Source organism: Curvibacter microcysteis (genome assembly GCF_028649455.1).
Classification (GTDB): Bacteria; Pseudomonadota; Gammaproteobacteria; order Burkholderiales; family Burkholderiaceae_C; genus Curvibacter; species Curvibacter microcysteis.
Genome location: NZ_JAQSIO010000001.1, coordinates 130,402 through 143,630, shown reverse-complemented (window position 1 = coordinate 143,630; position 13,229 = coordinate 130,402). Strand labels below are relative to the sequence as shown.

7 protein-coding genes are annotated in these 13,229 nt (G+C 67.1%); 4 read left to right on the top strand and 3 right to left on the bottom strand.

The features are described 5' to 3' along the window. Positions 1-48 precede the first annotated feature (48 nt). On the top strand, positions 49-951 hold the full coding sequence (locus PSQ39_RS00595; RefSeq protein WP_273924657.1) for a BKACE family enzyme: 903 nt from the start codon (positions 49-51) through the stop codon (positions 949-951). Between the two features lie 113 nt (positions 952-1,064). Next, positions 1,065-2,072, top strand: a complete 1,008-nt coding sequence (locus PSQ39_RS00590) for a tetratricopeptide repeat protein (protein WP_273924656.1) — start codon at positions 1,065-1,067, stop codon at positions 2,070-2,072. A gap of 146 nt (positions 2,073-2,218) precedes the next feature. Here the strand turns inward: PSQ39_RS00590 and PSQ39_RS00585 are convergent, their stop codons facing one another. Then, positions 2,219-3,382, bottom strand: coding sequence for an ABC transporter substrate-binding protein (locus tag PSQ39_RS00585; protein ID WP_273924655.1), 1,164 nt, complete (start codon positions 3,380-3,382; stop codon positions 2,219-2,221). Between the two features lie 117 nt (positions 3,383-3,499). On the opposite strand from PSQ39_RS00585, the gene PSQ39_RS00580 reads away from it, so the two are divergent. Together PSQ39_RS00580 and PSQ39_RS00575 are read left to right on the top strand one after the other, a co-directional pair. Further along, positions 3,500-5,851: a penicillin-binding protein 1A gene (locus tag PSQ39_RS00580; protein WP_273924654.1), complete on the top strand. Its 2,352-nt coding sequence runs from the start codon at positions 3,500-3,502 to the stop codon at positions 5,849-5,851. 181 nt (positions 5,852-6,032) lie between these two features. Continuing rightward, the gene (locus PSQ39_RS00575) at positions 6,033-10,046 is read left to right on the top strand and encodes a glycosyltransferase (RefSeq protein ID WP_273924653.1); all 4,014 of its coding nucleotides are present in this window, start codon (positions 6,033-6,035) and stop codon (positions 10,044-10,046) included. An 82-nt stretch (positions 10,047-10,128) separates the two neighbouring features. On the opposite strand, the gene PSQ39_RS00570 is transcribed toward PSQ39_RS00575, so the two are convergent. Continuing rightward, a complete protein-coding gene (locus tag PSQ39_RS00570; RefSeq protein WP_273924652.1) occupies positions 10,129-11,295 on the bottom strand; it encodes an ABC transporter substrate-binding protein in 1,167 nt (388 codons plus the stop codon). A gap of 72 nt (positions 11,296-11,367) precedes the next feature. After that, a complete protein-coding gene (locus PSQ39_RS00565; protein WP_273924651.1) occupies positions 11,368-13,224 on the bottom strand; it encodes an AMP-dependent synthetase/ligase in 1,857 nt (618 codons plus the stop codon). Positions 13,225-13,229: the final 5 nt, after the last annotated feature.

Sequence of the window (13,229 nt, the reverse complement as noted above, 5' to 3'; positions counted from 1 at the left end):
GCGCCTGGTCCGGGCGCACTGGTTTGTTTCATCCCGAAGGAGACACCCATGAGCCCCAGCGACAAGGCCATCATCACCTGTTCCATCACCGGCGTTTTGACCGACCCGGGCCAGCACGCCGTGCCGGTCAGCCCAGCCGAGTTGGCCGCCGAGGCGCGCCGTGCCTACGACGCCGGCGCCTCGGTGGTGCATGTGCACTTCCGCGATCAAAACCCGGGCCGCGGCCACCTGCCGAGCTGGGACCCGGCCGTGGCCCTGGCCTGCACCGAGGCCATGCGCGAGGCCTGCCCCGGCTTGATCATCAACCAGACCACCGGCGTGGTCGGCCCCGACTACCAGGGCCCGCTGGACTGCCTGCGCGCCACCCGGCCCGAGATGGCGGCCTGCAACGCGGGCTCGCTCAACTACCTCAAGGTGCGCGCCGACGGGCGCTGGGCCTGGCCACCGATGCTGTTCGACAACCCGCCCGCCAAGGTGAAGGACTTCATCGACGTGATGCACGAGACCGGCACCAAGCCCGAGTTCGAGTGCTTTGATGTGGGCATCGTGCGCTGCGTCGAGATGTATGTGCAGACCGGGCTGTACACCGGCCTGCCCGAGTACAACTTTGTCATGGGCGTGGCCTCGGGCATGCCGGCCGACCCGGAGCTGCTGCCGATCCTGCTCAAGCTCAAGCTGCCGGGCGCGCCCTGGCAAAGCACGGTGATCGGCCGCGCCGAGATCTGGCCCGTGCACCGCCGCACCGCCGAGCTGGGCGGGCACCTGCGCAGCGGCCTGGAAGACACGTTCTACCTGCCCGATGGCGAGAAGGTGCGCAGCAACGGCCCGCTGATCGAGCAGCTGGCGCGCTACGCCCGGGAGGCCGGGCGCGAGGTGGCCAGTCCGTCCGAGGCGCGCCAGATCCTGGGCCTGGCACCGGCCGCCGCCTCCCCAGGCGCACTTGTAAATTAGTTCTTCAGGGTCTTGTTTGTTGGCTGTGGCGCTCCATATGGCGTTGAGAATGCGGGCTGGCTCCCGTTGCATGCTGCGGCGGGCCGGCCTGTCCTCTGAAGGAGTTCTGATCCATGTTGACCGCCCCGTCTTTTTTGTCGGCCCGTATGGGCGCACACCGTGGTCGCCACTGGCTGGCTGGCCTGGCCCTGGTGCTGGCCGCCTCGTTCGCCTGGGCCCTGCCCACCCCCAAAGACATTGAGCAAGCCGTCAATGCCGGCGAGTACCGCCAGGCCGAGACCCTGCTGCGCGAGGTGCTCAAAGAAAAACCCAACAGCGCCAAGGCCCATTACCAGCTGGGTGAAGTGCTGGCCCGCGAAGGCCGCAACGGCGACGCCCGCCAGGCCCTGCTGGAAGCCCAGCGCCTGGACCCCAGCCTCAAGTTCGCATCCGACCCGCAGCGTTTCCGCAACCTGCTCGACAAGATCCCGCTGTCTGACAACAAGCCCGCCCTGTCCTCGCCAGCCAGCAGCAGCGCCAGCGCGGGGGCGCCGCTGAACACGCCGGCCGCCACCCCGGCCCCGGTGAGCAAGTCCCCGGCCAGCGCGCCGGCCTCGGGCGGGGGCTTTCCCTGGTTTTACCTCGTGATCGCCGGCGGTGTGCTGTTCGTGGTCTGGAAGATCGCTTCGCGCGTGCTGACCCCGCCGGCCCCGGCCATGGCGGGTGCCGGAGTGGGCGCCGGTGCCGGTGCCGCCATGGGGGGCAACGGCTTTGGCCGCGCTCCCACGGCGCCGGGCTACGGCCAGCCTCCGGTCTATGGTCAACCTGGTTATGGCCAGCCAGGCTATGGTGCGCCCGCCTCGTCGGGCCCTGGCATTGGCGGTGTGGTGTTGGGCGGCTTGGCCGGTGCTGCCGCCGGCTACGGCCTGGCCAAGGTGCTGGAGCATGGTGACGATCGCAGCAGCGGCAGTGCAGGCTCGGGGTCCCAGTCGGGCAGTGGCCACAGCGTGAACGACACCAGCGGCGGCTACACCCCCATCGACAACCCGCCCGACTACGGCGCCTTCGATGCTGGCAGTGGCTCGTCGGACTCCTGGGACAGCAGCGGCGACGCTGGGGGCTCGGACGACAACAATTGGTGAGTCTCCGTGCGGAGCGCAGCCGGTTTTGTACCTGGTGCTCCGTCAGTCCCCCTCCCCACGCAAAAGGCCAACCCACGGGTTGGCCTTTTGGTTGATATCGGGTGCTGCCGCTGATGGCGGTTCGCGGCGGTCGGGCCCCCAGCCCCTCAGGGCTTCACATAGTCCGACACCACTTTCCATTTGCCGTCCTGGATTTGGGACAGCCGACTCAAGTCATTGCCCAGGCGCTTTTGCGGGCCGAAGCTGGACTCGGGGCTGCCGAAGATGTCGGGCGGGTTGACCATGGTGTCCATGGCCTTGATGAAGCTGTCGGTGCTCAGGTTGGGACCGGCCTTCTGCGCGGCGCGGGCAAAGGCGTCCACCGCCAGGTAGCCGTAGACCGAGAACACCGTGGGGTCGTCGTTGAACTTGGTCTTGTATTTGTTGGCCCAGAAGCGCAGCGGCTGGGAGGCCTCATCCAGGTAAGGGTGTTGCACGGTCATGGTGGCGTACAAGCCGTCCATGGGTTTGCCGCCCAGCTTGTGGATCAGGTCGGTGTAGGCCGCGCTGGAGCCCAAAAAGGTGGGGTTGAAGCCGGTCTTGCGCGCTTCGCCAATGGCGCCGATGGTCTCGCGGATGATGGTGCCCAGCACCACGAAGTCGCAGTCGGCGGCTTTGAGCTTGGCGATTTGCGAAGAAAAGTCCGTGGCGCCACGCTTGTAGGAGGTTTTTTCGGCGAACTCACGGCCCTGGGCCTTGAGCGCCGCCTCGCCGCCGCGCATGACTTCCAGGCCGAACTCGTCGTCTTGGTACAGGGTGCAGATCTTTTTGGCGTTCTTTTCCTGCATCAGCTTGGGGGCGGCCAGGCGGATTTGGTCGTAGTAGGTGGCTGCGAAGGAGTACTTCAGGCGGTGGAAGGGCTCGTACATCTCGCGCGCGGCGGTGATGGGGTAGAAGTTGAGCACGTTCTTTTCAAACTGCACCGGCATGGCGGCGAGGTTCTGCGCGGTGCCGATGTGAGCCACCATGGCGAAGATCTTGTCCTGGTTGACCAGCTTTTGCGCTGCCAGCACGGCCTTTTTGGGGTCGTAGCCCGAGTCCTCGATCAGGAGCTTGATCTTGCGGCCGTGGATGCCGCCTTGTTCGTTGATCTCGTCCACCCGCAGCATCATGCCCAGGCGGTCTTGCTTGCCAAAGCCCGCCAAGGGCCCCGACAGGTCCTGGATGGAGCCGATCACGATGGTGTCTTTGCTGACCCCCTGGCTTTGCGCCCAAGTGGGGCCAGCCGAGACGGCCAGCAGGGTCAGTGCGGGAATCCAACATCTCTTCATGGGGGTCTCCTGGTGTGGAGCCTTCGTTATACGGGGGGCTGGGGTGGGCAACACCGGCACTTTCCCTAGGATGGCGTCCACATGCCGATAATGGCGGCTTTGCCTGCAAGCCCCCGCATGCGTCTACCTTCTTTTGCCTCATTCAAGCTGGCAGACCTCCCGGTCTGGTTGAAGGCCCATTGGCGGGGTGTGCTGCTCGGCCTGGCGGGCCTGGGCGCTGCGCTGGTGGTGCTGATCTTGGTGGCGGGCGTGCTGCTGTACCCGCAGCTGCCGGACACCTCGGCGCTGTCCAATTACCAGCCCAAGCAGCCCTTGCGCGTCTACACCGCCGATGGCGTGGAGATAGGCGGTTTTGGCAGCGAGCGCCGGGTCTACCAGCGCATCGACCAGATTCCCCAGCTCATGAAGGACAGCCTGCTGGCGGTGGAAGACTCGCGCTTTTACAGCCACCACGGCATTGACCCGATTGGCATCGTGCGGGCCTTGGGCTCCATCTTCAGCGGCGGGCGCATCCAGGGGGCCTCGACCATCACCCAGCAGGTGGCGCGCACCTTCTTCTTGAACCGCTCGCGCAGCCTGGACCGCAAGTTCAAGGAGGCGCTGCTGTCCTTGAAGATCGAGTCCCAGCTCAGCAAGGACCAGGTGCTGGAGCTGTACATGAACCAGATCTACCTGGGCTCGCGCGCCTATGGTTTTGAAGCGGCGGCACAGACTTACTTTGGCAAGACCCTGTCGGCACTGAGCCCAGCGGAGTGCGCCATGCTGGCAGGTCTTCCGCAGAACCCCTATTTTGTGAACCCGATCCGCAACTTTGAGCGCGCCCGGGCGCGCCAGCTGGTGGCTTTGTCGCGCATGCGTTCGCAAGGCGTGATCGACGAGGACCAGTACCAGGCGGCCAAGGCGCAAAAGCTCAGCATCCGCCGCCTCAACGAGGTCGATGTGCACGCCGAGTACGTGGCCGAGATGGCGCGTCAGCAGGTCTACGCCCAATATGGCGAGCTGAGCTACACCACGGGCCTGCGCGTCACCACCACCTTGCGCGCGGCCGACCAGGAGGCCGCCTACAAGGCGCTGCGCCGCACCCTGCTGGAGCGCGAGCTGCGCCAACCCTGGCGCGGCCCCGAGGGCGAAGAAAAGCTGGCCGCGGACCTGGACGACCAGGACCCGGCGGTGGCCCAGGCCCTGTCTGACTTTGACGACGACGAAGAGCTGCGCGTGGCCATCGTCACCCAGGCCTCGCCCAAGGCCGTGACCGTGGTGTTGGCCTCGGGCGAGGTGCTGCACCTCGACGGCGCGGCCCTGCGCCAGGTCCAGCCTGGCCTGGCCACCAATGCCCCGAACAAACTGCGCGTACGCCGCGGCGCCGTGCTGCGCGCCCTGCAACAAGGCAAGAACTGGGTGTTGACCCAGTGGCCTGAGGCCGAAGGCGCCCTGGTCTCGCTGGACCCACACAACGGCGAGGTGCGCGCGCTGGTGGGGGGCTTTGACTTTCACCGCAACCAGTTCAACCACGTCACCCAGGGCTGGCGCCAGCCGGGCTCCAGCTACAAGCCTTTCATCTACTCCGGCGCGATCGAGAACGGTGTGCAGCCCGAGACCGTGATCAACGACGCCCCGCTGACCAATGTCGGCGACTGGGACCCGCAAAACGACGACGGCAGCACCGACGGCCCGATCAGCCTGCGCACCGCGCTGGCGCGCTCCAAGAACCTGGTGTCGATCCGCCTGCTGCAACTGCTGGGCCCGAACGCGGCGCGCGAATGGACCAGCCGCTTCGGTTTCGACCCCGAGCGCCAACCCGACAACCTGACCCAGGCCCTGGGCAGCGGCAGCACCAACCCGCTGCAACTGGCCACGGCCTATGGCGTGTTGGCCAACGGGGGCTACCGGCTCAAGCCGCAGTGGATCCGCCGCATCACCGACGCGCAGGGCCAGACCGTGTTCGAGGCCCCGGAGCAAAGCCTGGCCGACGGCGAGCGCGTGGTGCCCGCGCGCAACACCTTCCTGGTGGCCAGCCTGTTGCAGGACGTGACCCGCGTGGGCACGGCTGCGCGTGCCCAGGCCACGCTCAAACGTCCCGACCTGTATGGCAAGACCGGCACCACCAACGACGTGGTCGATGCCTGGTTTGCCGGCTTCCAGCCCGGTTTGGTGGCCGTGGTCTGGGTGGGGCACGACACGCCCAAGAGCCTGGGCAGCCGTTCCTCCGGCTCGGCCCTGGCCCTGCCGGCCTGGATCGACTACATGAGCACCGCCCTGCGCCATGTGCCGGTGCAAGAGCTGCAAGCGCCCGAAGGCGTGGTGCGCGCCGAGGGCGACTGGCGCTACGCCGAGTGGGCCGACGGCAGTTTCATCCGCTCTCTGGGCCTGGACGGCCAGGTGATCAGCCCGGCCCTGGCCCTGCACCCGGCCCAGGCCGAGCCCCCCGCGCCGGCGGCGGAGACCGCTGCGCCAGCCGCCTCGAAATAGGGCTTTGGGGCCGTGCCCCAGGGGGAAGACTGTCCAGTCCAACACCTTACAATTCCCGGTTTGATCGCCAAAAGCGTGTGGGTCAGGGCGGGTCCCGGGCCCGCTGAGTCCGCTGTTTGGCATCGACACCGTCGCATTTGATCTTGAAGGGTTCTCTGCTTTGTCGACCACGGAAAACGATATGACGCCCGCTGTGGTGGTCCCCCTCCACCGCATCCTGCTCCTGAGCCACGCGCTGGGCGGCGGTGTGGCCAGCCATGTTTCGGACCTGTTGGTCCTGCTGGGTGCCACCGTTGAGGTCGATGTGCTGCGCCCTGCCGGCGAGGGCCTGGTGCGTCTGAGCACCCCAGGCCAAGCCGATCGGGTGCTGGACGCCACCGACTGGCCGCGGCTGAGTGAAGCCCTGCGCAGCCGAGGCTACAGCCGGCTCCAGGTGCACCATGTGGATGGTTTTGCCCCCGAGGTGCTGGGCCTGCCCGCCGCCCTGGGCACGCCTTACGACGTCACGCTGCACGACTACCTGGCCTACTGCCCCCGCTACAACCTGTCCAGCCCGCGCGGCGGCTATTGCGGCGAGCCCGAACAAGCCGCTTGCCAGCGTTGCGTGCAGTCGCGTCCCCACGCCTGGGGCTGGTCGATCGTCGAGTGGCGCGAGCGCCTGCACACCTTCCTGGGGGCCGCCTCGCGCTTGCTGGCGCCGTCCCAGTTTGTGGCGCAGCGTGTGAACGCGCACTACCCGGATCTGCAGATCACGGTCCTGCCCCACCCTCCGCGCGCCGACTGGTTGGAAGCCCCCCGGGCTGACTTCAAGGTCGCCGTGCTGGGCGGGCTGTCGCGCATCAAGGGCCTGGAGGTCTTGCGCCTCACGGCCGAGCGTGCGCGCGAACACACGCTGCCCGTCACCTTCACCCTGCTGGGCAGCGCCGAAACCCCGCTGGAAGAGTGGCCGGACCTGCCCGTGCAGGTGCGTGGCACCTACCACGACCCGGACCTGCCGGCGCTGCTGGCGCTGGAGCGGGTGGATGCGATCTGGTACCCCGGCCCCTTCCCTGAAACCCACTGCTACACCCTGGACGTGGCCATGGCCTCGGGCCTGCCCATCCTGGCCAGCGCGCGTGGCGCCCTGGTGGAGCGACTGCAGGCCCACCCCGGCGCCGTGCTGATGGACGCCGACAGCTCGGCGGACGCCTGGTTGCAGGCCCTGCTGCGCATGGCCAAGGGCTCGCTGCTCCCCGCGCCGGCCGACCTGAGCGCCGCATGGCCCCAGGCCGAAGGCCAAGCCCAGCGCCGCCAAGCCTATGCCCAGACCTTGCTGGCGCCGGTCCTGGCCCAGCCTGTGCCGGTGCGCGGTGACGACGCCCAGGCCCTGGCGGCGGTGCTGACCAGCCCCAAGCCCGAGCCCGACTTGACGCTGCAGGCTTTGTTTGACTACGGGGTGTCCAGCGGCCACCGGCATGCCCGCACGGTGTTGCGCCAGCGCCTGGTGGAACTGGACCGCGACGTGGCCGTCTTGAAGATGCACACCGAGCGCGCCGGCATCCACTGGAGCGATCTGCTGGACACGGCGGTCAGTGTGCAGGCCGACTTGCGCGGCCGGCTCGACGCCGCCGCCGCCGTGCAAGCGGACCTGTTGGGTCGCCTGGACGCCGCTGCCAACACCCAGGCCAATCTGCTGGGCCGCCTGGACGCGGCCGCCACGGTGCAGTCCGACCTGTTGGGGCGCCTGGATGTTGCCGCCGGAGCCAAGGTGGAATTGCGTCAACAACTGGATGCTTCCGTGCGGGCGCAGACTGAACTGCGCCAGCAGTTGGATGCCGAGCTCCGCGCGCAATCGGAGTTGCGTCAGCAATTGGATGCTGCGGCCAATGTGCAAAACGACCTGCGCCAGCGTTTGGAGTCGGCGGGCCATATTCAGGCCGAGCTGAATGTGCACCTGCGGACTGCGCGTGGTGAGTTGCAGGCGCAGCAGTCGGCCTTTGAAGCCAGCCAGCAAGACCTGCGCCGCGGCCAGGCCCGCATCATCGAGCTGGAGCAAAGCACCTCCTGGCGCGTCACCGCTCCGCTGCGCAGCGTCGGGGCCCTGACCAAGAAGAGCCGCCAGCGCCTGGGCACAGCCCGCCGCCTGCTGGTGCGTGGCATCGAGCGCACGCCGATGCTGCTGTCCATGCTGCGCAACGAAGGCCCGCGCGCCGTGGCCCGCCGCATCCGGGACCGGCTCAATCCCCCGGTCTACCAGCCGACACCGCGCCCCATGCCTGAAATGCTGGGCCTGGGCCCGCTGAGCCTGCCGACCTGCCCGGACGCCAAGCGCCCGCGCTTTTCGATCGTCATCCCGGTCTACGAGCAGCACCAGTACACCTTCAACTGCCTCAAGAGCCTGGGTGAGCACACCGACCTGTCGGACGTCGAAGTGATCGTGGTGGACGACGCCTCGCCGCACCCGGTGTCCGAGGCCTTGCCTGACATCCAGGGCGTGCGCTTTGTGCGCAACCCGCAGAACCTGGGCTTCATCGGCAGCTGCCACCACGGTGCCGACATCGCCCGGGGCGAGATGCTGGTCATGCTCAACAACGACACCCAGGTCACCGCCGGCTGGCTGGAGGCCTTGCACTCGGTGTTCGAGCAGCGCCCCGATGCGGGCCTGGTCGGTGCACGCCTGATCTACCCCAATGGCACGCTGCAAGAAGCCGGTGGCATCGTGTGGCAAGACGGCTCGGCCTGGAACTGGGGCCGCGGCGACGACCCGGACCGCCCAATCTACAACTACCTGCGCGAGGCAGATTACTGCTCGGGCGCCTGCCTGCTGATCCGCCGCAGCGACTGGGACGCCCTGGAGGGTTTCGACCGCGCCTACACCCCGGCTTACTACGAAGACACCGATCTGGCCTTCCGCATCCGCGCGGCCGGCAAGCGCGTGTACTACCAACCGCAAGCCACCATCGTGCACTACGAGGGCATCAGCTCGGGCACCGATGAAACCCAGGGCATGAAGCGCCACCAGGTGATTAACCGCGAGGTCTTCCTCAAGCGCTGGCTGCCGGTGCTCAAGTCGCACCGCCTCAATGGCATGGAGCCGCTGCGCGAAGTGGACCGCCCGGCGCGCGGCCGCATCCTGATCGTCGAGGCCTGCATGATCACGCCCGACCAGGACTCGGGCTCGGTGCGCATGCTGGCCATGTTGGAGCTGCTGGTCGAGCAAGGCTTCAAGGTCAGCTTTGTGGCCGACAACCTCGAATGCCGCCAGCCCTATGTGGGTCAGTTGCAGCGCATTGGCGTGGAGGTCTGGTTCAGCCCCTACATCCAGTCGGTGGCCGAGTTGCTGGAGCAGCGCGGCAAGCTGTACGACACCATCATGTTCTGCCGCCACTACATCGCAGCGCCCTACATGGGCCGCATCCGGGAGTGGGCGCCGCAGGCCACCATCGTGTTCGACACGGTGGACTTGCACTACCTGCGGGAGCAGCGCCTGGCCGAGCTGGAAAACTCGGAAAGCCTCATGGCCATCTCGCGCAAGACGCGCGAGCAAGAGCTGGGCGTGATCCGTCAGTGCGACATCACCGTGGTGACCAGCCCGGTCGAGGTGGAGGTGCTGGCCACCGAGACCCCGGGGGCCCAGATCCGCGTGGTGTCCAACATCCACGAAGTGCGCCCGGGCGGCCCCGGCTACGCCGAGCGCGAAGGCCTGCTGTTCATCGGTGGCTTCCGCCACCCGCCCAACATCGATGCGGTGGAGTGGTTTGTGGGCGAGGTTTGGCCTCTGCTGCGGCCGCGCCTGCCTGAGCTGACCTTCACCGTGGTGGGCAGCCACATGCCGCCAGCGATCAAGGCGCTGGAGGGCGACGGCATCATCGTGCATGGCTATGTCGAGGACGTGGACCCGCTGATCGACAGCGCCCGCGTCTCGCTGGCGCCGCTGCGCTACGGTGCGGGCGTCAAGGGCAAGATCAACCAGGCCATGGCCTACGGCCTGCCCGTGGTGGCGACGGTGGTCGCTGCCGAAGGCATGAGCCTGCGCGCCGGTGTGGACTTGCTGGTGGCCGATTCGCCTCAGGCCTTTGCCGATGAAATCGTGCGCCTGTACCAGGACGAGTCGCTCTGGAACACCCTGGCCGCCAACGGCCGCGCCAACATTGAGCAGTACTTCTCGCGCGCCACGGCCGCCAAGGCCTTGGCGGCAATGGTGGTGCCGCGCTGAAGCGCCCGCCAAACACAAAAGGCGCCCCTGGGGGCGCCTTTTTTTTGGGCTGGACGATCCTGGCCCCCGGGGCCGTGGGGCCTCAGCGGAAGTAGCCCGACACCACCTTCCACTTGCCGTCCTGCAGCTGCGACAGGCGTGACGAGTCATTGCCCAGGCGCTTGGTGGCGGTGTAGCTCAGCTCGGGGCTGCCGAAGATGTCGGTGGGCACGGTCAGGCTGTCCATGGCCTTCACAAAGCTGTCGGTGCTCAGGTTGGGGCCGGCCTTCTGGGCTCCGCGAATGAACAAGTCCATCAAGGTGTAGCCATAGGCCGAGAACACGGCCGGGTCTTCATTGAACTTGGTGCGGTACTTGGTGGCCCAGAAGCGGATCGGCTGGGCCGCCTCGTCCAGGTAGGGGTTTTGCACCGTCATGGTGGCGTACAGGCCGTCCATGGACTTGCCGCCCAGCTTGTGGATCAGGTCGGTGTAAGCCGCGACCGAGCCCAGGAAGGTGGGGTTGAAGCCGGTCTTGCGCGCCTCGGCGATGGTGCCAATGGTCTCGCGGATGATGGTGCCCAGCACCACCAGCTCGCAGTTGGCCGCCTTCATGCGCGCCACCTGGGACGAGAAGTCGGTGGCACCGCGCTTGAACGAGGTTTTCTCAGCCAGTTCGGTGCCCATGCTTTTGACACCGGCCTCGGCGCCGCGCAGCACCTCGAGGCCAAACTCATCGTCTTGGTAGATGGCGCAGACCTTCTTGGCGTTTTTCTCTTGGGCCAGGCGGGGCACGGCAATGCGCATCTGGTCGTAGTAGGCGCTGAGGAAGGCGTACTTGAGCTTGTGCGTGGGCTCGTACATCTCGCGTGCGGCGGTCAGGGGCATGAAGTTGACCACGTTCTTGTCGAACTGCACGGGCATGGCGGCGTTGTTCTGCGCCGTGCCGATGTGGCCGGCCATGAGGAAGATCTTCTCCTGGTTGACCAGCTTCTGCGCGGCCAGCACGGCCTTCTTGGGGTCGTAGCCCGAGTCTTCCACCAGCAGGCGCAGCTTGCGGCCGTGGATGCCGCCTTGCTCATTGATTTCTTCGACGCGCAGCTGCATGCCATTGCGCGCCTGCTTGCCGTAGCCGGCCAAGGGGCCGGACAGGTCCTGGATGCTGCCCAGCAGGATTTCTTCTTTGCTCACCCCCTGGCTTTGGGCCAGGGCGCTGCCGGCCAGCAGGGACAGGCTCAGGGCGAGGGCGGTACGGGTCGGGGTGGGACGCATCGGGAAGGCTCCTGGGAAAGAAGGGTTGGGCGTGGAAGGGGGTGGCGTGGGGCTGCTGGGCGGCGATGGGCCTCAGCGGTACATGGCCTCGATCTGGGCCGTGTACTTTTTCTCGACCAGCTTGCGTTTGAGCTTCATGGTCGGCGTCAGCTCTTCGTCCTCGGCGCTGAGCTGGGTGTCGAGCAGGAAGAACTTCTTGATCTGCTCGACGCGGGCGAACTGGGTATTGACCTGGTCGAGCACGCTCTGGATCAGCGCCTGCACCTCGGGGGCGCGGGTCAGGCTGGCGTAGTTGCTGAAGGGCACGTCGTGGTCCTGGGCATACTTCTCGACGTTTTCCTGGTCGATCATGATGATCACCGTCAGGTAGGGGCGGCGGTCACCGATGACCACCGCGTCGGTGATGAAGGGCGAGAACTTGAGTTCGTTTTCCAGCTCGCTGGGCGTGATGTTCTTCCCGCCCGCGGTGATGATGATGTCCTTCATGCGGTCGGTGATGCGCAGGTAGCCGTCGTCCTCGATCACGCCCACATCGCCGGTGTGCAACCAGCCGTCGGGGCTGATGGTTTCAGCGGTCTTCTCGGGCTGGTTCAGGTAGCCCTTGAAGACGTTGGGGCCGCGCACCTGGATCTCGCCGGTGGCGGGGTCGATGCGCACCTCGTTGTAGCTCGCAGCCGGCCCGATCGAGCCCGGCTTGATGCGGTGGGCGGGCACGCCGGTGGCGGCGCCGCAGGTTTCGGTCATGCCCCAGACCTCGAGCATGGGCACGCCCAGGGCCAGGTACCACTTGACCAGCTCGGGCGAGATGGGCGCCGCCCCCGTGACCAGGAAGCGGGCGCGGTGGATGCCGATCATCTTGCGCACATTGTTCAGGGCCAGCCAGCGCGCCAGGGTGAACTGGGCTTTCAGGCTGGTGCTCACGGGCTGGCCGGCCAGCACGCGCTCGGCTATTTGCCGGCCCACGCCAATGGCCCAGCCGTAGACCGCCTGCTGCAGGGCGCTGGACTCCTTGAGTGCGATCATCACGCCGGAGTAGAACTTCTCCCACACCCGGGGCACGGCGGTGAACACCGTGGGGGCGATCTCGCGCACGTTCTCGGGCACGGTTTCGGGGTTCTCCACGAAGTTCAGTTTGGAGCCGGTGTAGAGCGAAAAGTACTCGCCGCCCATGCGCTCGGCGATGTGGCACAGCGGTAAAAAGCACATGGCCTCGTCGTTTTCATCGCGCGAGATCAGGGTGTTGTAGCCGCGCACGGTGTAGACCAGACCGGCGTGGGTGTGCATGGCGCCCTTGGGTTTGCCGGTGGTGCCGGAGGTGTAGACCAGGATGGCCAGGTCCTCGGGGCGGCAGGCTTTGACGCGGCGCATCAGCTCGTCGGGGTGCTGGGCATTGAAGTCGCGGCCCAGGGCGCGCAGCGCGTCCAGGCTGATCACGCCGGGGTCACGCAGCTCGCGCAGGCCTTCCATGTCAAAGACCACGATGTGGCGCAGGCCGGGCAACTGGTCGCGCACTTCCAGCGCCTTGTCCAGTTGCTCGTCGTCTTCCACGAACAGCACCGAGGTGCGCGAGTCTTCGCACAGGTAATGCACCTGGCTGGCCGCGTCGGTGGGGTAGATGCCGTTGGACACACCGCCACAGCTGAGCACAGCCAGGTCGGCCAGCACCCACTCGATCACCGTGTTGGCCAGGATGGAGGCGGTGTCGCCCGGCGCAAAGCCCAGGCTCATCAGGCCGCCGGCCACTTCGCGCACTGCGTCTGCGCTTTGCTGCCAGGTCCAGCTGCGCCAGATGCCCAGCTCTTTTTGCCGCATCCACACCTGGGGGGCGCGCGCCTGGGCGGCGTTCCAGAACAGGGCGCTGAGGGTCTCGCCGGGCATCACGATCTCGGTGCGGGGCTGGATGTGCCCCAGGTTCCAGAGTTGGCTCATGTCCG